The organism is Prauserella aidingensis (genome assembly GCF_024171865.1).
GTDB lineage: Bacteria > Actinomycetota > Actinomycetes > Mycobacteriales > Pseudonocardiaceae > Prauserella > Prauserella aidingensis.
In genome coordinates this window covers 93,293-117,221 of the sequence record NZ_JAMTCN010000015.1, presented here as the reverse complement: position 1 = coordinate 117,221, position 23,929 = coordinate 93,293, and the positions used below count along the sequence as shown (strand labels likewise).

The 23,929-nt window shown below is 71.3% G+C and carries 16 protein-coding genes and 1 riboswitch; of the genes, 8 read left to right on the top strand and 8 right to left on the bottom strand.

All coding sequences use genetic code 11. The annotated features are described in order from the left end of the window. Window positions 1-1,149 precede the first annotated feature (1,149 nt). Window positions 1,150-1,737, top strand: coding sequence for an RNA 2'-phosphotransferase (locus tag LY13_RS16200; RefSeq protein ID WP_253829287.1), 588 nt, complete (start codon window positions 1,150-1,152; stop codon window positions 1,735-1,737). A gap of 205 nt (window positions 1,738-1,942) precedes the next feature. On the opposite strand, the gene LY13_RS16195 is transcribed toward LY13_RS16200, so the two are convergent. Both LY13_RS16195 and LY13_RS16190 read right to left on the bottom strand, forming a co-directional pair. Then, window positions 1,943-2,407: a GreA/GreB family elongation factor gene (locus LY13_RS16195; RefSeq protein WP_253829286.1), complete on the bottom strand. Its 465-nt coding sequence runs from the start codon at window positions 2,405-2,407 to the stop codon at window positions 1,943-1,945. Between the two features lie 145 nt (window positions 2,408-2,552). Further along, window positions 2,553-4,979, bottom strand: a complete 2,427-nt coding sequence (locus LY13_RS16190; protein WP_253829285.1) for a Tex family protein — start codon at window positions 4,977-4,979, stop codon at window positions 2,553-2,555. A gap of 42 nt (window positions 4,980-5,021) precedes the next feature. On the opposite strand from LY13_RS16190, the gene ilvD reads away from it, so the two are divergent. Next, entirely contained in the window at window positions 5,022-6,695 is a 1,674-nt protein-coding gene (gene ilvD / locus LY13_RS16185; RefSeq protein ID WP_253829284.1) for a dihydroxy-acid dehydratase, read from the top strand. Between the two features lie 158 nt (window positions 6,696-6,853). On the opposite strand, the gene cobN is transcribed toward ilvD, so the two are convergent. Beyond that, on the bottom strand, window positions 6,854-10,453 hold the full coding sequence (cobN, locus tag LY13_RS16180; protein WP_253829283.1) for a cobaltochelatase subunit CobN: 3,600 nt from the start codon (window positions 10,451-10,453) through the stop codon (window positions 6,854-6,856). Between the two features lie 262 nt (window positions 10,454-10,715). On the opposite strand from cobN, the gene LY13_RS16175 reads away from it, so the two are divergent. The 4 genes from LY13_RS16175 to LY13_RS16160 are packed head-to-tail and all read left to right on the top strand — an operon-like array spanning window position 10,716 to window position 14,772. Beyond that, window positions 10,716-11,993: a ferredoxin-like domain-containing protein gene (locus LY13_RS16175; RefSeq protein ID WP_253829282.1), complete on the top strand. Its 1,278-nt coding sequence runs from the start codon at window positions 10,716-10,718 to the stop codon at window positions 11,991-11,993. Window positions 11,994-12,048: 55 nt separating this feature from the next. Then, window positions 12,049-12,678 carry a precorrin-8X methylmutase gene (locus LY13_RS16170; RefSeq protein WP_253829281.1) on the top strand — a complete coding sequence of 210 codons (630 nt, stop codon included), beginning with the start codon at window positions 12,049-12,051 and terminating at the stop codon, window positions 12,676-12,678. Next, window positions 12,675-14,198 carry a precorrin-2 C(20)-methyltransferase gene (locus LY13_RS16165; RefSeq protein ID WP_253829280.1) on the top strand — a complete coding sequence of 508 codons (1,524 nt, stop codon included), beginning with the start codon at window positions 12,675-12,677 and terminating at the stop codon, window positions 14,196-14,198. Before LY13_RS16170 ends, LY13_RS16165 begins: the two co-directional genes overlap by 4 nt. Before the next feature lie 16 nt (window positions 14,199-14,214). Further along, window positions 14,215-14,772: a nitroreductase family protein gene (locus LY13_RS16160; RefSeq protein WP_253829279.1), complete on the top strand. Its 558-nt coding sequence runs from the start codon at window positions 14,215-14,217 to the stop codon at window positions 14,770-14,772. 110 nt (window positions 14,773-14,882) lie between these two features. Here LY13_RS16160 and LY13_RS16155 read toward each other — a convergent pair whose 3' ends face one another. Then, entirely contained in the window at window positions 14,883-18,074 is a 3,192-nt protein-coding gene (locus LY13_RS16155; RefSeq protein ID WP_372493842.1) for an arabinosyltransferase domain-containing protein, read from the bottom strand. 45 nt (window positions 18,075-18,119) lie between these two features. Next, entirely contained in the window at window positions 18,120-18,878 is a 759-nt protein-coding gene (locus tag LY13_RS16150; RefSeq protein ID WP_253829278.1) for a cobalt-precorrin-6A reductase, read from the bottom strand. A gap of 77 nt (window positions 18,879-18,955) precedes the next feature. On the opposite strand from LY13_RS16150, the gene LY13_RS16145 reads away from it, so the two are divergent. Further along, window positions 18,956-20,023, top strand: coding sequence for a cobalt-precorrin-5B (C(1))-methyltransferase (locus tag LY13_RS16145; protein WP_253829277.1), 1,068 nt, complete (start codon window positions 18,956-18,958; stop codon window positions 20,021-20,023). Between the two features lie 367 nt (window positions 20,024-20,390). After that, window positions 20,391-21,212, top strand: a complete 822-nt coding sequence (gene erm / locus LY13_RS16140; protein ID WP_308216351.1) for a 23S ribosomal RNA methyltransferase Erm — start codon at window positions 20,391-20,393, stop codon at window positions 21,210-21,212. Here erm and LY13_RS16135 read toward each other — a convergent pair. Genes LY13_RS16135 through cbiE form a run of 3 tightly spaced genes read right to left on the bottom strand, consistent with a single transcriptional unit; the run spans window position 21,103 to window position 23,716 of the window. Continuing rightward, a complete protein-coding gene (locus tag LY13_RS16135) occupies window positions 21,103-21,711 on the bottom strand; it encodes a DedA family protein (RefSeq protein ID WP_253829276.1) in 609 nt (202 codons plus the stop codon). The genes erm and LY13_RS16135 overlap by 110 nt on opposite strands. A gap of 32 nt (window positions 21,712-21,743) precedes the next feature. Next, window positions 21,744-22,529 (bottom strand): precorrin-4 C(11)-methyltransferase, encoded by a 786-nt coding sequence (gene cobM / locus LY13_RS16130; protein ID WP_253829275.1) that lies wholly within the window; start codon window positions 22,527-22,529, stop codon window positions 21,744-21,746. Next, a complete protein-coding gene (gene cbiE, locus LY13_RS16125; protein ID WP_253829274.1) occupies window positions 22,526-23,716 on the bottom strand; it encodes a precorrin-6y C5,15-methyltransferase (decarboxylating) subunit CbiE in 1,191 nt (396 codons plus the stop codon). Before cbiE ends, cobM begins: the two co-directional genes overlap by 4 nt. Window positions 23,717-23,785: 69 nt before the next feature. After that, window positions 23,786-23,876, top strand: a riboswitch (adenosylcobalamin (AdoCbl) riboswitch). Window positions 23,877-23,929 lie beyond the last annotated feature (53 nt).

The following is a 23,929-nucleotide window of genomic DNA, read 5'->3' as shown; positions in this document are numbered from 1 at the left end:
AGTGGCATCCTTCCACGCCCGCACATCAGCAAGCGAACCCAGATGTCACAGAACCCTGCAGCAGCCCCGTTACCGTGGATCAGCGATTGGTCGATAAACTGACTCAATATCCCGGGATGGCCCTTCGGCTTTATATCGTTTCCCCTCTCGCTCGAAAATTGCGGAGAAACATTTCCCGATCGGCAGGCGGAAGCGGCAACTTGAAATCGGGTTCGGTAAAATCAGCCAGGGCGGTTTCAGGTCGTACGAATTCGACTCCGGTAGACCGCCAAGGTCCATCTTTGAACTTCGATGCAATTATCGCGAGGTCCCACGATCGCTCTGCCCATACGGCCCATGCGCCAGTGCTTCCAGCCATGCCTACAACGTTCGCTGTGTATGCTAGGGCGCCGGTGGGGTCCCCACTGGGTTCGTGTGAAACTGCACCCCAGTAGTCATGTCCCAGCGTCTTAGTTGGCAGAGTAAAGGCGGAGTACGAGCCGTAGTTGTCTCTATAGTATCCTGCCGTGGGTTCGAATGCGGAAACGCTGACACTCTCATCGTGGTGAGTGTCAGCGAGTAGTTGCAAAACGGGACCGAAATCCCTCTCGATTGCCATGCTGAACTGGCAAATGTCTATATTTCCGGTGACTATCCGAAACGGCCAATACGGGAGTCTCCTATCTATGTCCGAGGTGTTCTTTATGTCTTCAACAATTCGTTCGTAGCTGACCAAGTCCACCGGGTAGAAAGCTTGCGGAAGGGTCATGGTGTATACCCCAATCTAATCTCCAAGGTTTTCCCGGAAAACCTCTTGGCCTGTTGGGTCCGGTCGGCCGCAGCGTCGCGCCCCCGGCACCGGATCACCTGGGGTGGCGGGCTTCACGCATGTTTCGACATGGTCGGGCCGGCGCTACACCGCGTTCGTCACCGGGCACCTACGCCCGTCGGATCTTGCGCTGGTCAGTGGCCACGACGGCGACCAGCCGACTCGTCTTCGACGACCTCGAGATCGCCACCGCGGAATGGGTCGACTGGTTCAACCACCGCCGACGGTCCGAGTACTGCGACAACCCCACACCCCTCGAGGTCGAGGGGTCGAACCCCTTTCGCCTGGCTGGTCAGAACACCCTAGCGCTCGACCGAAATGTCCGGATACGCTGGTTGGGTATGAGCAAGGTACGAAATGCGCCCGTGCGTGATCAGCGGGACCGCCGGATCGCGCTGAGCAAGGAGCTGGCGCGGATGCTGCGGCACCGGCCCGACCGATACGGCCTCGAGCTCGACGACGCCGGATGGGTGGCCGTGGACGAGGTGCTCGCGGCGCTGTCCCGCCACCGTCGGTGGTCCGATGTCGCCCGCGAGGACTTGGCCGAGGTGATCCGCGGCTCGGACAAGCGGCGCTACGAGCTTTCCGGTGCGTCGATCCGGGCGCTGTACGGGCACAGCACGTCGGGGCGGATCGCGAAGACCGCCCAGCGACCACCCGGCACGCTGTTCCACGGCACCGCGACACACACCGTGTCGGAGATCCTGACCACTGGGTTGCTGCCGATGCGGCGGCAGTACGTGCACCTGTCCACCGACCGGGAAACCGCTACGCAGGTCGGCGGGCGCAAGGCCGCCGATGTCGCGATCCTGGAAGTGGACGCCGCTGCGGCCCACGAAGCCGGGGTGGAGTTCTTCCGTGGCAACGACCAGATATGGCTCGCCGAGTCGGTTCCCCCGCGATTCCTACATCCCGAGGCACGGGACTGAGACCAGGGCCACGTTCCTTCGGGATGGCGGTATGGCGCGGATTTCACCTCCGCCCGACGACAACATCCCGCAGGGGTCGACAGAACCGGGTGAGCCGGCCCGGTTCCCCTGCCGCGACAGCGGTGGTGGGGGACCGGGCCGGCTCATTCCGTGGCAACGACGCCCGCCGCCGCGGTGGTGGTGCCGCCGCGGCGGCGGGCGGGACTCAGCCGGGGAGTGTGAGCTCGACGATCTCCGCCGACACCTGGCCACCGGGCGTGCGGTAGGTGATCGTGTCGCCCGCCGCGTGACCCGCGATCGCGCGGCCGAGCGGGCTGTCGGCCGTCAGGCTGGACAGCTCGTCCTCCGCCTCGGCCGTGAACCCGACCACGAGCAGGTCCTCGGTGTCCCCGTCCCCGAACTTCAGCGTCACCCGCGTGCCCGACGGCAGCAGTCCCTCGTCCTGCTCGGCGGTCGGGCCGCCGTGCAGCAGGTCCGTGATCTCGGCGATACGCCGGTCGAGTTTCGACACCGACTCGGCGCGCTCCAGCAGATCCGCCTGGTCGGCGCTGTCGCCCATCGGATCCTCACCCAATCGTGGAGCCAGGGACTCGCGCTGTTGCCGCAGCGCATCCAGTTCCTGTTGGAGGCGCTCACGGGTGTTCGCGCTCATGCCTCCGGTCGACGTCATCCGGTCCTCCCTCACGTGATCCGACGACGTTCGCGCCGCGATCTACGACATTGTCGACGTTGTGTGCCCGCCTCGCCACGTGTTACCCGGACCCGACCGTGTTCGCCGAGGTCACACGAGGGAGAACCGGGTGATTCGGACACGGTCAGCCGCTGTAACCGGCCTTCCGGAGAGCCTCGGCCATCGCACCGCTCGCGGTCTGTTTGCCACCGCCCTGCTTGCCGCCGCCCTGCCGGCTCTGGCGGCTCTGGCGGCCTGCCTGCTTGCCGCCGCCCTGCTTGCCTCCACCCTGGCGGCCACCGCGGTCGCCACCGCTCTGCCGCGGTTTCCCGCCGCGCGGCCCGCCGCCGTCCTGGCCCGTAGGCGTCACCTCGTCGTCCAGGCGCAGCGTCAGCGAGATGCGCTTGCGGTTCACGTCGACGTCCAGCACCTTCACGGTCACCACGTCGCCCGGCTTGACGACCTCGCGCGGATCGCTGACGTAGTTGTGCGACATGGCCGACACGTGCACGAGGCCGTCCTGGTGGACGCCCACGTCGACGAACGCACCGAACGCGGCCACGTTCGTCACGACCCCTTCCAGCCGCATGCCCGGTTCCAGGTCGGACAGCGTCTCGACACCGTCGGCGAACGTCGCCGTCGAGAACTCCGGACGCGGGTCCCGGCCCGGTTTCTCCAGCTCGGACAGGATGTCGGTGACCGTCGGCAGGCCGAACGTGTCGTCGACGAACCGCTCGGCCTTGACGCTGCCGAGCGCGCGCGTGTTGCCGATGAGTTCGCGGATGCCCGTGCCCGTCTCGTCGAGGATGCGCCGCACCACCGGATAGGCCTCGGGGTGCACGGCCGAGGCGTCGAGCGGGTCGTCACCACCGGTGATGCGCAGGAAGCCCGCGCACTGCTCGAACGCCTTCGGTCCGAGCCGCGCGACCTCCTTGAGCCCGTCGCGGGTGCGGAACGGGCCCGTCGCGTCGCGGTGGGAGACGATGTTCTCGGCCAGCGACGCCCCGATGCCGGACACGCGCGAGAGCAGCGGCACCGACGCCGTGTTCAGGTCGACACCGACCGCGTTCACACAGTCCTCGACGACCGCGTCCAGCGAACGGGACAGCTTCGACTCCGACAGGTCGTGCTGGTACTGCCCCACGCCGATCGACTTCGGGTCGATCTTCACGAGCTCGGCCAGCGGATCCTGCAGCCGCCGGGCGATCGAGACGGCACCGCGCAGCGAGACGTCCAGGTCCGGCAGCTCCCGCGCCGCGTAGGCAGACGCCGAGTACACGGAGGCGCCCGCCTCGGACACCATGACCTTGGTCAGCTTGAGCTCCGGCTTCGCCTTCACCAGGTCGCCCGCGAGCTTGTCGGTCTCCCGGGACGCGGTGCCGTTGCCGATCGCGATGAGGTCGACGTCGTGCTCGCGCGCCAGCTTCTCCAGCGTGGCCGTCGCCTCGTCCCAGCGGGCCTGCGGCTTGTGCGGGTAGATCGTGTCGGTCGCGACGACCTTGCCGGTCGCGTCGAGGACGGCGACCTTCACGCCGGTGCGGTAGCCGGGGTCCAGGCCCATCGTGGCGCGCGTGCCCGCCGGTGCGGCGAGCAGCAGGTCGCGCAGGTTCGTGGCGAACACGCGCACGGCCTCGTCCTCGGCGGCCTGCCGCAGTCGCATCCGCAGGTCGATGCCCAGGTGCAGCAGGATCTTCGTGCGCCACGCCCAGCGCACCGTGTCCGACAGCCACTTGTCGGCGGGCCTGCCCCGGTTGTCGACGCCGAAGCGCTCGGCGATGCGCACCTCGTAGTCGGTCGGGCCGGTCCGCGGCGGGTCGTCCGGATCCGCGGGCTGTTCCGGCACCGTCGACAGGTCGAGGACCTCCTCCTTCTCACCGCGCAGCAGCGCCAGCACCCGGTGCGACGGCAGCTTCGTGAGCGGCTCGGCGAAGTCGAAGTAGTCGGCGAACTTGGCGCCCTCGGTCTCCTTGCCGTCCCGGACCTTCGACGTCATCCAGCCGTGGTTCCACATGCGCTCGCGCAGCTCACCGATCAGGTCGGCGTCCTCGGCGAACCGTTCCACGAGGATCGCCTTCGCACCGTCCAGCGCGGCCTGCGCGTCCGCGACGCCCTTCTCCGCGTCGACGAACGCCGCGGCGGCCGCCTGAGGGTCGGTCGTCGGGTCGCCGAGCAGCCCGTCGGCGAGCGGTTCGAGACCGGCCTCCCGCGCGATCTGGGCCTTCGTACGGCGCTTCGGCTTGTACGGCAGGTAGATGTCTTCGAGGCGGGCCTTCGTGTCCGCCGCCATGATGCTCGCCCTGAGCTCGTCGTCGAGCTTGCCCTGCGAGTCGATCGACTCGAGAACGGCCGTCCGGCGCTCTTCGAGTTCCCGCAGGTAGCGCAGGCGCTCCTCGAGCGTGCGCAGCTGCGTGTCGTCGAGGGCGCCGGTCACCTCCTTGCGATACCGGGCGATGAACGGCACGGTTGCGCCGCCGTCGAGGAGTTCGACCGTCGCCTGTACCTGGCCGGGGCGGACGCCGAGCTCGTCGGCGATCTTCTGGGGAATCGACACCGTCTGAACCACGCACGGCATTGTGCCCTGCCCGTCCGGCCGGATTCGGGGGAGGATCTCCCCATGACCGAACATGACGTGAAACCTCGCAGCCGCGAGGTGACCGACGGGATCGAACGCACGGCCGCTCGCGGGATGCTGCGCGCGGTCGGGATGGACGACGACGACTTCACGAAACCGCAGATCGGGATCGCCTCGTCGTGGAACGAGATCACCCCCTGCAACCTGTCCCTGGACCGGCTGGCCGAAGCGAGCAAACAGGGCGTGCACGGCGGCGGCGGGTTCCCGATGGAGTTCGGCACCATCTCGGTGTCGGACGGGATCTCGATGGGCCACGAGGGCATGCACTTCTCGCTCGTGTCGCGGGAAGTCATCGCCGACTCGGTGGAGACGGTGATGGAGGCCGAACGCCTCGACGGCGCCGTGCTGCTCGCCGGGTGCGACAAGAGCCTGCCCGGCATGCTGATGGCGGCCGCCCGACTCGACGTGGCCTCGGTGTTCCTGTACGCGGGCTCGACCCTGCCCGGCAGCGTCGACGGCCGCGAGGTGACGATCATCGACGCGTTCGAAGCCGTCGGTGCCTGCGCACGGGGCCTGATCAGCCGTGAGGACGTCGACAAGGTCGAACGCGCCATCTGCCCCGGCGAAGGTGCGTGCGGCGGGATGTACACGGCCAACACGATGGCGTGTGCCGCCGAGGCGCTGGGCATGTCGCTGCCCGGATCGGCCAGTCCGCCGTCGGTGGACCGGCGCCGCGACCGGTTCGCACGGGACGGCGGGGAGGCCGTCGTCGGGCTGCTGGAGAAAGGCATCAGCGCCCGCGACATCCTCACCCGCGAGGCGTTCGAGAACGCGATCGCGGTGGTCATGGCACTCGGCGGGTCGACGAACGCGGTGCTGCACCTGCTGGCCATCGCCAACGAGGCCGAGGTGGAGCTGACGCTCGACGACTTCTCGCGCGTCGGCGACCGGGTGCCGCACCTGGCCGACGTCAAGCCGTTCGGGCAGCACGTGATGACCGCCGTCGACCGCGTGGGTGGGGTGCCGGTCGTGATGAAGGCGCTGCTCGACGCGGGCCTGCTGCACGGCGACTGCCTCACGGTCACCGGGAAGACCCTCGCCGAGAACCTCGCGGAGATGGCGCCGCCCGAGCTGGACGGCGACGTGATCCGCAAACTCAACGAGCCCATTCACCCGACCGGCGGGCTGACGATCCTCCACGGCAGCCTGGCGCCCGAGGGCGCGGTCGTGAAGAGCGCGGGCTTCGACTCCGCGCGGTTCGAGGGCACGGCTCGCGTGTTCGACGGCGAACAGGCCGCCATGGACGCGCTGGGGTCGCTGCAGGCCGGCGACGTCGTGGTGATTCGTAACGAAGGGCCGCGCGGCGGGCCGGGGATGCGCGAGATGCTCGCCGTGACCGGTGCGATCAAGGGCGCCGGACTCGGCAAGGACGTGCTGCTGCTCACCGACGGACGGTTCTCGGGCGGCACCACCGGCCTGTGTATCGGGCACGTTGCGCCCGAGGCCGCGCACGGCGGGCCCATCGCCTTCGTCCGTGACGGCGACCCGATCACGCTCGACATGGAGCAGCGGACGCTCGATGTCGGCGTGGACGACGAGGAACTTGCGCGCAGGGCGGAGGGCTGGGAGATGCCCCCGGTGCCGCGGCGGACGGGAGTGCTCGCCAAGTACGCGAAGACCGTCGGCACCGCGGCGAAGGGCGCCGTCTGCTCGTGACCCCGTGGCGGCCGGGGTCCTGGTGCCAGGACCCCGGTGCCAGGGCTTGGCACCGTCGGACGTTCCGGCCCGGCGGTGGCTGGTCCGTCGGGTCCGGCCCGGCGGCCGCCGTGGGTGCGTGACGGGATCGGTCCGTCACGCACCCACGGGCGGCGTTGTCACCGGTCTTCCAGGTCGCCTTCGATCCGGAGGTAGACCTCCTGCATCGCCGACATGAGCTCGGGATCCGGCTCGGCCCACATGCCCCGGTCGGCCGCCTCGTTCAGGCGTTCGATGATGCCGCGCAGCGCCCACGGGTTGGCCTGCGACAGGAAGTCCTGGTTCTCCTTGTCGAGCACGTACGACTCGGTGAGCTTCTCGTACATCCAGTCCTCGACCACGCCTGCCGTGGCGTCGTAGCCGAACAGGTAGTCCACCGTCGCGGCCTGCTCGAACGCGCCCTTGTAGCCGTGGCGGCGCATCGCCGACAGCCACCGCGGGTTGACGACGCGTGCCCGGAACACCCGGGTCGTCTCCTCGGACAGCGACCGGGTACGGACCGCGTCCGGACTGGTGCTGTCGCCGATGTACGACCGCGGTGCGCTACCGGTCAGCGCACGGACCGCGGCGATCATGCCGCCGTGGTACTGGAAGTAGTCGTCGGAGTCGGCGATGTCGTGCTCACGGGTGTCGGTGTTCTTCGCCGCCACCGCGATCCGCCGGTACGAGCTCTCCATGTCCGCACGGGCCTCCGCGCCGTCGAGGCCCCGGCCGTAGGCGTAGCCGCCCCACACCGCGTAGACCTCGGCCAGGTCGGAGTCGTCACGCCAGTTGCCCGAATCGATCAGCGGCAGCAGGCCCGCGCCGTACGACCCCGGCTTCGAGCCGAAGATCCGGGTCGTGGCCCGGCGCTGATCGCCGTGTTCGGCCATGTCGGCACGTACGTGGGCGCGCACGAAGTTCTGCGACTCCGGCTCGTCCAGTGCCGCCACGAGCCCGACCGCGTCGTCGATCAGGTTCACCACGTGCGGGAACGCGTCGCGGAAGAACCCGCTGATGCGCACCGTGACGTCGATGCGCGGCCTGCCCAGTTCGTCGAGCGGAATCGGTTCGATCCCCGTGACGCGACGTGACGCCTCGTCCCACACGGGACGGACGCCCAGCAGGGCCAGCACCTCGGCGGCGTCGTCGCCGGAGGTGCGCATCGCCGAGGTCCCCCACACCGACAGTCCCACGGAACGGGGGTACTCGTCGTCGTTGTCGGCGCGGTAGCGGCCGATCAACGAGTCGGCGAGTGACTGGCCCGTCTCCCACGCCAGCCTGCTCGGGATCGCCTTCGGGTCGACCGTGTAGAAGTTGCGGCCGGTCGGCAGCACGTTGACCAGACCCCGCAGCGGCGATCCGCTCGGACCCGCCGGGATGTAGCCGCCGTCGAGCGCGTGCAGGACCGCGTCGAGCTCGCCGCTCGTGCCCGCGAGCCGCGGCACGACCTCCTCGGCGGCGAACCGCAGTACGGAGGCCACCCCTGCACGGGCGTTCTCGTCGACGCCCGTGCAGACCTCGTCGACGACGTCGGGCGACCAGCCGCGCTGCTCCATCGCCTCGACGAGCTCGTGGGCGGTCGCCTCGATGCGGTCCACATCGGACTTCGGTGCATCCTCGGTGAGTCCCAGTGCGGTCCGCAGGCCCGGCACGGCGGCCTGGGTGCCGCCCCACATCTGATTGGCACGCAACATCGCCAGCACGAGGTTGACGCGTGCCTCGCCGGTCGGAGCCTCGCCGAGGACGTGCAGCCCGTCGCGGATCTGCGCGTCCTTGACCTCGCACAGCCAGCCGTCGACGTGCAGCAGCATGTCGTCGAACTCCGCGTCGTGCGGGCGCTCCTCGAGCCCGAGGTCGTGGTCGAGCTTGGCCGCCTGCATCAGCGTCCAGATCTGCTGCCGGATCGCCGGCAGCTTGGCCGGGTCCATCGCCGAGATGTTGGCGTGCTCGTCGAGCAGCTGTTCCAGCTTGGCGATGTCGCCGTAGCTCTCGGCGCGCGCCATCGGCGGCACGAGGTGGTCGATGATCGTGGCGTGCGCCCTGCGCTTCGCCTGCGCGCCCTCGCCCGGGTCGTTGATGAGGAACGGGTAGATCATCGGCAGGTTGCCGAGTACGGCATCCGGTGCACACGCCGACGACAGACCCGCCGTCTTGCCCGGAAGCCACTCCAGCGAACCGTGTTTGCCGAGGTGCACGACCGCGTGGGCGCCGAACTCCTCCTCCAGCCAGCGGTAGGTGGCCAGATAGTGGTGGCTGGGCGGGAGATCCGGGTTGTGGTAGATCGCGACCGGGTTCTCGCCGAACCCACGCGGGGGCTGGATCATCAGGATGACGTTGCCCGCCTGCAGCGACGCCAGGACGATGTCGCCGTCCTCGCCGCCGTCGACGTAGAGCTCGCCGGGCGGCGGGCCCCAGTGCTCGATCATGTCCTCGCGCAGCTGCTCCGGCAGCTGCGCGAACCACTCGCGGTAGCGCGCGGCGGGCACCCGGATGGGGTTGCCCGCGAGCTGCTCCTCGGTCAGCCACTCGGGATCCTGCCCGCCCGCTTCGATCAACGCGTGGATCAGTGCGTCACCGTCGGGCTGGTCCGTGCCGGTCGGGTCGACCCCGGGGAACGCGTCCGGACCCAGGTCGTAGCCCTGCGACCGCATCCGGCGGAGCAGTTCGACGGCCGAGGCGGGAGTGTCCAGGCCGACCGCGTTGCCCACCCGCGAGTGCTTCGTGGGATAGGCGGACAGCATCAGCGCGACCTTGCGGTCGGGCGCAGGGGTGTGGCGCAGGCGGGCGTGTGCCAGTGCGATGCGCGCGACGCGAGAGGCGCGTTCGGCGTCGGGGACGTAGTGGGGCAGTCCGTCCTCGTCGAGCTCCTTGAACGAGAACGGCACCGTGATGAGCCTGCCGTCGAACTCGGGCACGGCCATCTGGTTGCCCGCGTCCATCGGCGACAGGCCCTCGTCGTTGTCGAGCCAGGTGTCGCGGTCGCTGGTCAGGCACATCGCCTGCAACGTCGGGATGTCCAGCGCGGCGAGTTCGGCGACGTCCCACGACTCGTCGTCGCCTCCGGCGCCCGCCTCGGACGGCCGGGTGCCACCCGCGGCCAGCACCGTCACCAAGAGCGCGTCGGCCTTCTCGAGTTCGGCCATCATCTCCGGTTCGCGCGAACGCAACGACGCACAGTAGATGGGCAGCGGCCGTCCGCCCGCGGCCTCGACCCGGTCGGCCAGCGTGTGGACGAACGCGGTGTTCCCGGACAGGTGGTGTGCGCGGTAGTAGAGGATCGCGACGACGGGACCGTCGGCAGGCCCGTCCGAGTTCCGCGGCAGCACACCCCACGAGGGCTGCTCGGCGGGCGGTTCGAACCCGTCACCGGTGAGCAGCAGGGTGTCGGACAGGAAACGGTGCAGTTGCGCCAGATTCTCCGGTCCGCCGTGGGCGAGGTACGTGTGCGCCTGGGTCGCGGTGCCGACGGGGACGGTCGACAGTGCCATCAGCTCCGCGTCCGGCGCCTGTTCGCCGCCGAGCACCACCACGTGCGCACCGCTCTCGCGTACGATGCGGAGTCCCTCGGCCCACGTGCGCTCGGTGCCGAGGATGCGCACGACGACGATCGGCGCGTCGTCCAGCAGTCCTGGCAGCTCCTCGAGCTCGAGGCGGGCGGGGTTGGCAAGGCGGTAGTCGGCGCCGCTCGAGCGCGCACTCAACAGGTCGGTGTCCGACGTGGACAGCAGCAAGATCACAGGTGGTTCCTCCTCGGCCGCCAACTCTCCGGGGGCGGGCGTGGCGAGTCAAGGTGACGAATTGCTCCGCAGCGCGCTGACCTGGGGGGCGGCGGCACGAAGGGACCCTTCGTGCCACGCGCCCGGCGTCGACGGCTTTCGTTGCCACCGCGCCGTTTCCCGTACCACCTCGGTGAACGGCGACGTCGGACGCGCACGGCTGCAGTCCGGCGTTCGGGTCACGCGCGCCGGGACCGTCGGGGGCGATGCCTAGAGTGGGCGCATGGCCACGACCCGACCCGCCACCGACGAGGACCCCGGCACCGTCCGGCTCCGCGCGGACGCGTGTCCCGGCGTGCTGGCGACCCACGACGCCGCCGACGGTCCGCTCGCGCGCGTCCGGCTGCCCGGCGGCGGGCTCTCGCCCGCGCAGGCACAGGCGGTCGCCGCGTGCGCGGACGAGCTCGGCGACGGCAGCGTGCACCTCACCTCGCGCGGCAACCTGCAGTTGCGCGCGATCCGGGACGTCGACGCACTCGTCGGACGGCTGGCCGACGCGGGCCTGCTGCCGTCGCCCGCGCACGAGCGCATCCGCAACATCCTCGGCTCGCCGTTGGCCGGCGTCGTGCCGCGCGAGGACGGGGGCGACCCGGCCGAGGCCGTCGAACCGGGCACGTGCGCGCGGGTCGCCGACATCAGGCCGCTCGTGAGCGAACTCGACGCGGTGGTGTGCGCCACGCCCGAGCTCACCGGATTGCCCGGCCGGTTCCTGTTCGCCCTGGACGACGGCAGCGGCGATGTCGCGGCCGATGCCGACCTGTGCTGGCGCGCGACGACCGCCGACACCGGTGCCGTGCTCGCGGCCGGTGCCGACACGGGACTGCGGGTGCCCGCCGCCCGCGCCGCCGAGGCGATGGTCGCGGGCGCGCGGACGTTCGACGAGGTCCGCGCCGCGGCGTGGCGACTCCGGGAGATCGACCCGGCACCGGTGGTGGAGACCCTGCGCCCGTACGCGAGCGCCGACGTCGGGCCCGCGGTGCAGCGATTCGCACCACCGGTGCCGGTGGGTCCCGTGCCGGGGACCGGGTGCGTCGTCGCCGCGCCGCGGTTCGGGGAACTGTCCGCGACGACCCTGCACGAGCTGGGTCGTCGCGGACCCGCAGCGCACAGGACCCCCGCAGCGCACAGCGCCTCCGCGGCGCACAGTGCCGGCAGGGCGCTCACGGTGACCCCGTGGCGCACCGTCGTGGTCCATGACACGTCGGCAGGCGAGCTCGCCGAGCTGCCGGACCTGGTCGTCGACCCCGCCGATCCGTTACTCGGGGTGAGTGCCTGCATCGGGGCACCGCGGTGCGCGAAATCCCACGCCGACGTGCGTGCCGACGCGGCTGCCCTCGCTCCTGCGGGGGTCGGCGCCCACTTCGCAGGGTGTTCGCGGCGGTGCGGCAGACCGGGCGGATCTCACATCGACGTGGTCGCCGCGGAGGGCGGCTATCAGGTCGGGGGTACGTTCGTCGGGCTCGACCGGGTCGCCGAGGCCCTGTCCGCGCAGCGCCGATGACGATCTCGTCGGCAGGCGTGTGACCACTCGACCGCACGACACGGGAAGGACAGCAGTGATCGACTACATCCGCGACGGAGCGGAGATCTACCGCCACTCGTTCGCGACCATCCGGGAGGAGGCCGATCTCGCCGTGTTGCCGGACGACGTCGCAGGGGTGGCGGTGCGCATGATCCACACGTGCGGCATGACGGATCTCGTCGACGACCTGGCCTACAGCCTGGACTTCGTGGAGGCGGGCCGCAGGGCTCTCGAAGCGGGCGCGCCGATCCTGTGCGACGCGACCATGATCGCCAGCGGTATCACCCGGAAGCGGCTGCCCGCGGACAACGAGGTCGTCTGCACGCTGTCCGACGACCGGGTCCCGCGGCTGGCCGAGCAGCTGAACAACACGCGCTCGGCGGCCGCGCTCGAACTGTGGCGCGACCGGTTGCCGGGTTCGGTGGTCGCGATCGGCAACGCCCCCACGGCGCTGTTCCGGCTGCTGGAGCTGATCAACGAGGGTGTCGGCAAACCCGCGGCGATCATCGGTGTCCCCGTAGGGTTCGTCGGTGCCGTCGAGTCGAAGGACCTGCTGATCACCCGCGGCCCGGCGCCGTATTTGGCCGTGCGCGGGCGCCGCGGAGGCAGCGCGATGGCCGTCGCCGCCGTCAACGCGCTGGCCACGAAGGAGGAGATCCTGTGAGCTCCGGAACCGGCGCGTTGTACGGGGTGGGGCTCGGGCCCGGCGACCCGGAACTGGTGACGGTCAAGGCCGCCCGGCTGATCTCCGAGGCGGACGTCGTCGCGTACCACTGCGCGCGCCACGGGAGGAGCATCGCACGGTCGGTCGCGGAGCCCTACCTGCGTGACGGGCAGCTCGAAGAGCGGCTCATGTACCCGGTCACCACGGAGACGACGAACCACCCCGGCGGCTACGAGGGAGCGATCGCCGAGTTCTACGAACTCGCGGCGAAGCGGTTGGCCGAACACCTCGACGAGGGCCGCAACATCGTCCTGCTGTGCGAGGGCGACCCGTTCTTCTACGGCTCGTACATGTACATGCACGAACGCCTCGCCGACCGCTACGAGGCCCACGTCGTACCCGGTGTGACGTCGGTGAGCGGCGCCTCGGCCGAGCTCGGCCGTCCCCTGGTGCAGCGCGACGAGGTGCTCACCCTGTTGCCCGGCACGCTGCCCGCACCGGAGCTCGCCCGCAGGCTGGCCGACACCGAGGCCGCCGCGGTGCTGAAGCTCGGCCGCACGTTCGGCGCCGTGCACGAGGCGCTCAGCGAGGCGGGGCGGCTCGACGAGGCCTACTACGTCGAACGCGCGAGTTGGCAGGTCCAGCGGGTCGAACCGTTGACCGATGTCGACCCCGAGACGGTGCCGTACTTCTCACTCGCCGTGGTGCCGAGTCCCGCCTACGCCTCGCGCAAGGCCGGTGCCGACGAGGCGCCCGCGCCGAAGAACGATCCGGCCAGGGGTGACGTCGTGGTCGTGGGGCTCGGACCGGCGGGCCCGGAGTGGCTGACGCCCGAGGCCGACGAGGCCCTGCGGGAGGCCGAACACCTGGTGGGTTACGGCCCGTACGTCGCGAAGGTGCCGCAGCGGGCCGGGCAGCAGCGTCACGCGTCGGGCAACCGCGTGGAGGCCGACCGGGCCAGGGAAGCGCTCCAGCTGGCTTCCGGTGGCGGGCGGGTGGCCGTCGTGTCGTCGGGTGACCCCGGCGTGTTCGCCATGGCTTCGGCCGTCCTGGAACAGGCGGAGGCCGACGAGTTCGCCGACGTCTCGGTGCGCGTCGTACCCGGCGTGACCGCGGCGCACGCCGCCGCGGCCCGGGTGGGCGCCCCGCTCGGGCACGACTTCGCGATGGTGTCGCTGTCGGACCGCCTCAAGCCGTGGGACGTCATCGAGCGCAGGCTCGACGCCGCGGGGCAGGCCGATCTCGTCGTGGCCCTGTACAACCCCGCTTCGCGTAGCCGGACGACGCAGCTCGCGACGGCGCGCGACGTGCTGCTGCGTCATCGGAACCCGGAGACACCGGTCGTGATCGCCCGCGACGTCGGGGGCGCCGAGGAATCCGTCCGGGTGGACACGCTCGGTGGGTTCGACCCGGCGGAGGTCGACATGCGGTGCGTGCTCATCGTCGGTTCGTCGCGGACGCGGGTGAGGACCCAGCAGGGCGGTACCCCGATCGTCTGGACCCCGCGCAGCTACGACTGAGGCCCGGCAGCGACAGATGTCCGGCGCCGGAGACCCCGCGGACGGCCTGCGCGAGCTCGTCGGCAGGCCGTCGCGACGCCGTTTCACGGCCGAGCCGGTGCCGCGCGAGGACGTCGAGCGCATGATCGACCTCGCGCGCCGCACCGGCTCGGCACGGAACCGGCAGCCGTGGCGGTTCGTCGCCGTCACCGACGCCGCCGTGCGCAGCGGTCTCGCAGGCTGTGGTGCCTACGCCGGCCACCTCGCGGGTGCGCCCCTGGTGCTGGTGTTGCTGACCCGCGCCGACGGGTTCCGTGACACGCCCTTCGACCTGGGCAGGATCGCCCAGTCGCTCATCCTCGCGGCGTCGGCACTGGGGTACGAGTCGTGTCTCGCCACGTTCCACCCCGACGACAACGTCCGTGCCGCCGACCTGCTGCTGGGCGTCGACGGCCCGTGGCACGCCGAGCACGCGTTGTCCGTGGGCCGCGCACCTGCCGGTGACACGGCACCGGCAGGTGTCGCTACGGGCACGTCCGCGGTGCCGACGGGCAGACGCTCGGTGTCCGAACTGCTGACCTGGCACGACTGCTGACCCGGCACGACTGCTGACCCGGCACGACCGCTGACCCGGCTCGGCCGCTGACCGGGCACGACCGACGGCCGGGGGCGACACGGATGCCGGCCCCGGCCGTCACGATCGGGTCAGCGGCTCTTGGAGTTTCCGTCCGGCTGCTGCGGTCCGGGTCCGGGGGACTCCCAGCCCCACATGGTCCGCTCGCCCGTCTCCACGGCCGGCTCCGTGCCCTGGATGTACGGCCTGACCTCGTACAGCGAGCCCCACGCCTGGCTGGGCTTGCCCTTCACGTAGCTCGGCACCTCGGGATCGTCGGCCACCTCGTCGAGGTTGCCGATCGGTCCGCCGCCCTGGCTGCTGGCGATGTTCGACTCGTGGGCCAGTGGCTCGGCGACGATCCGGTACTCGGGCATTTCGTAGATGCCGTTGCGGATCTTCATCGGGTTCAGGCACGGGTAGACGAACGAGGCGGGCCAGTCGATGTACACCGGTGCGTCGCCGATGCGTTCGGTCAGCGTGGTGAACTCGGGCACGCGCGGGCCGGTCACGGCGACCCAGCCGTCCTCGGTGAGATCGTCGTCGTTGGCCGCGACGCGCACGGCCGTGGCCTCGTCCGGCGCCTTGTCGAGCTTCAGGCGCAGGTCCTTCCACTTGCCACTGCCGTCGCCGGAGCCGAGCATTTCCTCGGTGCCGACGACCTCGAAGCCCTGCGGAGTGGGCCTGCCGAACTCCACCTCGATCTGCGTCGCCTTGCCGCTCGGCGCGTACGCCGACAGCGCCACCTGGTCGCCCTCGGCGCGGTCACCGAGCCCGAACCAGGCCGTGCGCAGTTGGCCGGTCGGGTTGGCCTGTTCGTTGTAGCTGCTCCACATCGGCACCGTCTCGGTCGTGAACCCGTGCGGCGGCTCGGCCAGCGCGTCGCCGTCGCTGATCGGTTGCATGTGGAAGCCCGCCTGCACCGGGCCGTTCGCCTGCTCCGGTTCGGGCAGCTCGTTGCCGGGCCGGTTCCGCTCCGACTGCTCGTCCTGCTGCGGTGCCGTGCGCTGCTGTCCCGGTGGCAGCCGCGTGAGCATGCTCGACACGGGGTCACGCTCGACCATCACGTAGTCGCCGAGGCCGCAACTGGATCCCAGCGCGTGTTCGATGTTGGCCTTGCCGAACGAGTAGGTGTCGCGCTGTTCGTGGAGCGCCTTGGTCATGGAGCCGACCTCGGCGGCCACGAACAGTCCGCTGACCACGACGAACGCGAGCGAGCCGCGGAACAGCATCCGGCGTTGCGACGGTTGCGGGGCCTGCGGCCGTCCCGCGCGGATGTTCTCCACGAACGCGTACAGCGCGAACAGGCCTGCGCCCGCCAGCAGCACCGTGGCCAGCTTGATGCCGAACATCTGGGGCGGCATGTTCCACCACGGCACGCCGAGGCGTGAGATGAACCAGTAGGCGTTCGGGCCGGTCAGCGCCAGCGCGGAGACACCGAGCAGTCCGGCGACGAACAGGGCCTGGTTGCGCCGCGACCGCAGCACCGACGCGCTCACCGCCAGTGCCGTCAGGGCGGCCATCGCCGCACCCACGGCGGCGAATGCGCCGAAGTGGTGCGTGAACTTGGTCGGCGTCAGCGCCATGAGCAGGAAGAACACAGCCGTCGTGCCGATGAGGCGGCGACTCGGCCCGAGCGCGGCGCCCTTGATCCTGCTGCGCCGCAACAGCACCGCCAGACACGCCGCGGTGCACAGCAGCAGCAACAGGACGGGGAACCGGCGGGTCGCCGAACCGTCCGCCGAATCGGTGAACAACAGCTCGTAGCGGTTCAGCTCCTGGAACCACGACAGGTTCGGCCCGACCGCGGTGCGCAGCCGTGTGCCCTCCATCACCGTCGCGAACGTCTGGTCGGCGAACACGACGACCAGCACCAGCAGGCCCGCGCCCGCGATCGGCGCGAGCACCGGGCGCCACCCGTTGTCGCGGGCCCGCTGGCGCAGCAATTGGAACAACGGTTTCGCCGCCACCAGGAACGGTGCGACGGCGATGAGTCCCGTCGGCGTCGCGGCCAGCGTGAACGCCGCGGCGAGCAGGCCGAGACAGACGGGCAGGAGGCGCCGCGTGACGAGCGCACGCTCGACGGCGCAGAGCGCGAGCAGCGACCCGACCGCGGCGACCGGCTCGGGACGGGTGCCGGTGTTGTAGGTCATCCACCAGACGAGGAAGACCATCGCCGCGGCCCACCCGGCGGCGCGGCTGGACCGGACCTCCTTGCCGAGGCGCGGCATCACCTCGCGGCTGATGAGCAGCCAGCTGAGCACGCCGAGCAGGAAGGAAGGCACTCTGATCCACGGCGCGACGGTGCTAACGTGCGCCATCAGTTCGTAGACGTGGTAGAACCAGCCGAACGGTGCCTCGGCGACACCGAACCATCGGTGATAGTTCGTGAGGTAACCCGCGTCCTCGGCGACGCGGGCCATCGACAGGATGTAGCCGTCGTCGGCCGTCACCGGGCCGATGAACACCCAGATGCCGAGCATGCCGATGACGACGGCGTCGCGGCCCGTCAACCGCCACCAGCCGACGGGCGCCCACCGTGGTGCACGGCGGGCGAATCCGCGGTCGAGCCGGTTGACCACGAACAGGCACGCCAGCAGTGCGACGACGGCGACCGCGCCCACGGCGAGTTTCAGCACCGTCGGTTCGGACTGGTAGCGGGTGTCCGGCGTGATCGACACTCCGAGCCCGTCGGTCGGGTCCTGCCCGGCTTCGATCGTCGAGTAGATGCCGACGACCCGCGGCCGCACGTCGCCGTCCTCGGAGTACACCGGCGTGCCGTTCACCGACATGCTCGTGTGCTCGGCGGTCGAGGAGACCGAAATGGTGCAGTCACCCGCGGGGAGCGGCTGGCGGGCGACCTGTTCGCCGCGGCTGAACGCGATGAGCGTGTGGTCGTTCACGCGCAGCTGCATGCCGGCGCCGTCCTCGAGCCGCTCCGGCGGGACGGTCGACAACAGGTTCGTCTCGCCCGCGGCGCGGGCGTCGAGCGAGCGCGCCGTGGCGCACGGGACCTCGGCGGTGAGTTCCTGCGCCCAGTACCCGGCGAGCGGGGCGTTCACCTGTTCGGTGCTGCCGCCTGCGGGCCAGCTGATCCGCGCGGTGTCCTGGACCACTGGCAGGAACGGGTACGCCACGGCGCATATGGCGGCGACGAGCCCCAGGATCGTCGCGAGCCATTTCTTCTGCGTGTTCGCGCGAGGGCCCGGCGATCCGGCGGACGCGCCGGAAGGTTCCGGCTGTGTGCCGGAATTGTCCGTCGAAGTCGAGTTCGCTGGCGGCATCGGACGTCACGCTAGCGGCAGCGTGACCGTGGCCGATCCGCGGGGCTATCGCTTCGTGCGGTCGACAACCCAGCACACGGCGGATTTGACATCGGCCGAACGGGGCATATCCGGACGTGGTGGACGGCGTACGACGATCACCGGAATCCGGGCCTCGCGCGCCGCGTGGAGCTTCGCCGCGGTCATGTCCCCGCCGCTGTCCTTGGTGACGAGCACGTCGATGCGGTGGCGTCGGAGCAACTCGGCCTCGTCGGCGAGGTGGTACGGACCGCGCGACAAGATCACCTCGAGCCGTCGGGGCAGTGGTCCGTCGGACGCGTCGGGCGGGTCGACGCAGCGGGCGAGCAGCCACATGTCGAGTCCGGCGAACTCGGCGAGTCCCTGCCTGCCGGTGGTCAACAGCGCTCTGGTGCCGAGGTCGGGCAGGAGCCGTGCCGCGTCGGCGAGCGTGTCGGCCCAGTGCCAGTCGTCGCCCTCGCCCGGCTGCCACCCGGGTCGCTCGAGGCGCAGCACGGGCACGCCCGCGGCCGCGGTCGCCGTGGCGGCGGACGCCGAGATCCGCCGCGCGAACGGGTGCGTCGCGTCCACGACGGCGCGGACGTCGTGGTCGGCCAGCCACCGTGCGAGGCCCTCGGGGCCGCCGAAACCACCCACTCGGATGTCACCCTCCGGGAGGCGTGGCTCGGCCACCCGGCCCGCGAGGGACGATGTCACCGGGACGTCGCGGGCGACGAGTTCGGCGGCGAGCGCGCGAGCCTCGGACGTGCCGCCGAGGATCAACACCCGTGGAGCGATACTTCCCATGACCGGACAGTCTGACCGAGCCCGTCGCCCGGCCGGGCGGCTGTGTGACGTAAGCGAGCGCGTGACGGAGTGATTGTGTGACCGAGCTCCGCTACGGCTGGACGACGGGCGCGTGCGCGACCGCGGCGACGACGGCCGCCTACACCGCGCTGGTGACCGGCGGGTTCCCCGACCCGGTCGAGGTCCGGCTGCCGAAGGACCGGCGCCCGACGTTCGCGCTGGCCACCGAACGGCTGGGCGACGGCGAGGCGAGCGCCGGGGTGATCAAGGACGCGGGTGACGACCCGGACGTCACGCACGGCGCGCTGGTGATCGCCACCGTGCGGCCGGGCGAGGACGGCAGCGGGGTCACGTTCCGGGCGGGAGCGGGCGTCGGCACGGTGACGTTGCCCGGCCTGCCGCTGGACGTGGGCGAGGCCGCGATCAACCCCGTGCCGCGGCGACTGATGACCGAGGCGGTGCAGCGCGTGGCCGCGGAGCACGGCGCGCCGCCCGACGTCGTCGTCGAGATCGGCATCGACGGCGGCGAGGAGATGGCCCGGCACACGTGGAACCCGCGGCTCGGCATCGTCGGCGGCCTGTCCGTGCTCGGCACCACGGGAGTGGTGGTGCCGTACTCGTGCTCGGCGTGGATCGACAGCATTCGCCGGGGGATCGACGTCGCGCGGGCACTGGGGCTCGAACACGTCGCGGGCGCGGTCGGGTCGACGTCCGAACGGGTGGCGCAGGAGCTGTACGGCCTGCCGGACGAGGCGCTGCTCGATATGGGGGACTTCGCGGGTGCGGTGCTGAAGTACCTGCGCAAGAATCCGGTGCCGCGGCTGACGTTGTCGGGCGGGTTCGCGAAGCTGTCGAAACTCGCGGCGGGACATCTGGACCTGCACTCGAAACGGTCGCAGGTGGATCTCGGGCTGCTGGCGGGCATCGCCGAGGACGCGGGCCGGGGCGAGCTGGCGGCCGTGATCGGCGGGGCGAACACGGCGCTGCACGCGCTGGAACTGGCGCGGGAGGCGGGCCTGGAGCTGGGCGATCTCGTCGCGGAACGCGCCCGCTTGCAGTCCGTCGAGGTGCTGGGCGAGGCGCCGGTGCACGTCGACGTCGTCGCCATCGACCGCGCGGGCACGATCGTCGGCCGCGCGGGCTGACCTCCACACCCTCCGCAACCACACCCATGCACCACCGGTGCACGTCCAGGTGAGCGGGGTGATGCCCCCAAGGGCACCTTGGTCGCACTCAACGCAACCAAGGTGCCCTTGGGGCATTCCCGGAGTGAGGAGCGGCTACGTGGTGTAGCGGAAATTCGCCTCGACCGGGTGGCCCGGGTGCCGCTAGGTTGGCCGCCATGGGTCCAGGTGCTTTCTCCATGGCGTTCTTCGTGAGGCTGCGCCGCGCATAGCGGCGGCCTCGGCGTATCGCTCGATCCCTCCGTGCGCCGGCCGCCCTCGGCATGTCCTGCCGGGCGGCCCGCTTCGTGCTGCCCGGGTCATCCCACGGCACCCGGAGAAAACACCCGTGTCTCGACACAGCGGCCGACACGAACTCGGCCAGAACTTCCTCACCGACCCTTCCACGATCACCCGCATCGTCGACCACGTCGCCCGCACGGACGGCCCGATCGTCGAGATCGGCCCCGGCGCGGGCGCCGTCACGCTCCCGCTCGAAACGCTCGGCAGGCCGATCACCGCCGTCGAACTCGACGCAAGGCTCGTCGCCACGCTCCGGCGGCGGGTGCGGCGGACCCGCGTCGTGCACGCCGACTTCGGCGGTTTCGCCCTTCCCCGCACGCCGCACGTGATCGTCGGCAACCTGCCGTTCCACCGCACCACCGGCATGCTGCGCCGGGTGCTGGCCGCGGACCACTGGACGGATGCCGTGCTGCTCGTCCAGTGGGAGGTGGCACGGCGCCGCGCAGGTGTCGGCGGCGCCACGATGATGACCGCCCAGTGGTGGCCGTGGTTCGAGTTCGGTCTGGACCGCCGCGTCCCGGCCTCGGCGTTCACACCCAGTCCCGACGTCGACGGCGGTCTGCTGACGATCACCCGTCGTCCGCGGCCGCTCGTCCCGGTGGCGCGGCGCCGCGACTACGCCGACCTGGTCCACGCCGTGTTCACGGGGCCGGGCCGCGGCATCGAGGACATCCTGATGCGCCGGTTCGGCCACCGCGCCGCCGTGGACCGGTGGCTCGCGGACAACGGCGTGCCGCCCACGGCGCTGCCCCGAGCGCTCACCGCACGGCAGTGGGCAGCGCTGCACGTGCTGGCGGAGCAGCTGCCGGTACGTCGGTCCGGCGGCGGGAGACGATCCGCCGGGCGGTCTCGCCCGCGGCGCCGATGACCGTGGCCATGCCGATCCCCGCGAGCAGCGACAGCACCGGATCGCCGTGGGTCACCGGTGCGATCAGCAGTCCCGTGCCCGTCATGTATCCGCACCACACGGCGGAGCTGACGAGCGTCGCCGGGACGAAGCGCATCACGGGGATACGCACGCGCCCCGCCGCGGCGACGCTCACGAGGCGGCCGCCCGGCAGGAACCGCACGGCCACGAGCGTGAGCACCGGCCGTCGGTGCAACCACCTGCGCACCCGGGTGTCGTCGCGCCTGCCGCGCAGGAACCGGTGCGACGACCGGCCGAGGGTGTACAGCAGCGCGTCACCCGCGAGCGATCCCACGAAGGCCGCGGCCGCGAGCGCGACGACCCTGCCCGCGTCGCCCGCGGCCGCGACCGACGACAGCAACACGGGTTCGCTCGGCAGGAACGGCAGTGGGCCGTCGACCAGCACGGCGAGTGCCAGGAACGGCAGGAGCCACGTACTGCCCAGGAGGTCGCCCGTCATGTCCTCCACGATCGCGGCCGACGGGGGTCCTGTCAGTGGGGCCCGCCCCCGTTCTCGCAGTAGGGGTCACCGGGCGCGTGCCGTTCCCGGCCCGCCGAGTAGAGGAAGCTGTCGGGGAAGTTCTCGGCCGCGAGGACCGTGCCGACGAAGATCATCGCTGCGCGGTTCAGTCCGGCCTCGCGTACCTGGCCCGCGATGTCGCCGAGCGTCCCGCGCAGCACCGTTTCGCCCGGTTGGGTCGCCTTGGCCACCACGGCGGCGGGGCAGTCCGCGCCGTAGTGCGGCAGCAGTTCGTCGACCACCTGCTCGACGCGGTTGATCGCCAGGTGCAGCGCCAGCGTCGCCCCGGACGCGCCCAGCGTGGCCAGGTCCTCACCCTCGGGCATCGACGTCGACCGTGCCTGCGCCCGGGTGAGGACGAGGCTCTGCCCGACGGTCGGCACGGTCAGCTCGCGGCCCAGCACCGCGGCGGCCGCGGAGAACGCGGGCACGCCCGGGGTGACGTCGTAGGGCACACCCGCCGCGTCGAGGCGGCGCATCTGCTCGGCGACGGCGCTGTAGACGGCGGGGTCGCCGGAGCACAGGCGCGCGACGTCGTGTCCCGCCTCGTGGGCCTCGACCAGCCTGCCGATGATGTCGTCGAGTGTCAGGTCGGCGGTGTCGACCAGTGCGGCGCCGTCCGGGCAGTGCGCGAGCAGGTCGGTCGGCGTCAGGCTGCCCGGGTAGAGGCACACGCCGCAGCTCGCGAGCAGGTGCTGCCCGCGGACGGTGATCAGGTCGGCGGCGCCCGGTCCGGCACCGATGAAATGGACGGTCACGGCTTTCTCACACTCCATTGCGTTACGGCACGGGCGGGACTCCACCCGGTCAGGCCGCCGAGCGGTGCGGCACGTTCGACGGAGATCCTGGTCAGCTCGCCGCCCCGGTCGGAGTACTGCGCGGCGAGCGCCTGCTCGGCCTCGAGCGTCACGCCGTGGGCCACCAGTCTGCCGCCGGGGCGCAGGGCGTCCCAGCATGCGGTCAGCACACCGGCGCCCGCGACACCGCCGCCGACGAACACGGCGTCGGGGACGGCCAGCCCCGCGAGCGCGTCCGGGGCGCGGCCGGTGACGACCTCGACGTCCGGAACTCCCAGGTCGGCCGCGTTGCGGGCGACACGGTCGGCGCGGTCGGACCGCGACTCCACGGCGATCGCCCGGTTGGCGGGATGCGCGCGGCACCACTCGACCGCGACGCTGCCCGCGCCCGCCCCCACGTCCCACAGCAGCTCGCCGGGCGCCGGGGCGAGCCGGGCGAGTGCGCTCGCTCGGAGATCGCGTTTGGTGAGCTGGCCGTCTTGGTCGAACGCCTCGTCGGGCAGGCCCGCCAGCAGCGAGTACGCCGGACCGGCGCAGGTGATCGCGACGACGTTGAGCGGTGCGACGTCTTCGTGCGGCCAGTCGCGGGCGGTGCCGTCGAGCCTGCGTTCCTCGGGTGAGTCCAGGTTCTCGAGGACGGTCAGGATGCTGTCGCCGAACCCGTGGTCGGCCAGCAGCGCCGCGACACGTCCCGGCGTGTCGGCCCCGGAGCTGAGGACCAGGACCCGCCTGCCAGGGGCGAGCGCACGCAGCACCTTGCGGGCGTCGCGGCCCACGGCGCTGACGACGTCGGTCTCCTCCGCGGTCCAGCCCAGTCGCGCGCGGGCCAGGGCGACCGAGGACACCGCGGGCACGATCCGGACCGCGTCGGGGCCGAGCCTGCGTACGAGCGTGCCGCCGATACCCGACAGCAGCGGGTCGCCGCTGGCGAGTACCCCGACGCGGCGGCCTGCCAGCTCGGCGAGCACGTCGTCCAACGCGGGCAGCAGCGGACTGGGCCAGGGGCGTTTCTCGTACGGGCCGTCGGGGACCAGGTCCAGCTGCCGGGGCCCGCCGAGCAGCACCTCGCACGTCTCGAGCTCCGCGCGCGAGGCCGGTGGCAACGCCCGCCACCCGTCCGCGCCGATGCCCACCACGGTGATTGTCACGTCGAGCCACGGTAGTTGTGTTGCGGCGAACACCCGCGGGCGGTGGAACGTGTGCGATGATGCCGGGGACGCGGTCGCCGTGGAACCCGGTGCGAATCCGGGACGGTCCCGCCACTGTGACCGGCCTGCGGGCCGGGAAGTCAGAGCTTCGGTGGCCGCGGGAATGCTTGCGTGGTGTGAAACCCGGTGGGCGTGGAAACCCGCCGTCGAGCA

What these genes read in the sequence shown, in the direction of transcription:
- LY13_RS16135 (WP_253829276.1), bottom strand. Translation starts at nt 21,711, where the DNA reads ATGACGGGCGACCTCCTGGGCAGTACGTGGCTCCTGCCGTTCCTGGCA.
- ilvD (WP_253829284.1), top strand. Translation starts at nt 5,022, where the DNA reads ATGACCGAACATGACGTGAAACCTCGCAGCCGCGAGGTGACCGACGGG.
- LY13_RS16195 (WP_253829286.1), bottom strand. Translation starts at nt 2,407, where the DNA reads ATGACGTCGACCGGAGGCATGAGCGCGAACACCCGTGAGCGCCTCCAA.
- LY13_RS16155 (WP_372493842.1), bottom strand. Translation starts at nt 18,074, where the DNA reads ATGCCGCCAGCGAACTCGACTTCGACGGACAATTCCGGCACACAGCCG.
- LY13_RS16160 (WP_253829279.1), top strand. Translation starts at nt 14,215, where the DNA reads ATGTCCGGCGCCGGAGACCCCGCGGACGGCCTGCGCGAGCTCGTCGGC.
- LY13_RS16190 (WP_253829285.1), bottom strand. Translation starts at nt 4,979, where the DNA reads ATGCCGTGCGTGGTTCAGACGGTGTCGATTCCCCAGAAGATCGCCGAC.
- LY13_RS16150 (WP_253829278.1), bottom strand. Translation starts at nt 18,878, where the DNA reads ATGGGAAGTATCGCTCCACGGGTGTTGATCCTCGGCGGCACGTCCGAG.
- LY13_RS16200 (WP_253829287.1), top strand. Translation starts at nt 1,150, where the DNA reads ATGAGCAAGGTACGAAATGCGCCCGTGCGTGATCAGCGGGACCGCCGG.
- LY13_RS16175 (WP_253829282.1), top strand. Translation starts at nt 10,716, where the DNA reads ATGGCCACGACCCGACCCGCCACCGACGAGGACCCCGGCACCGTCCGG.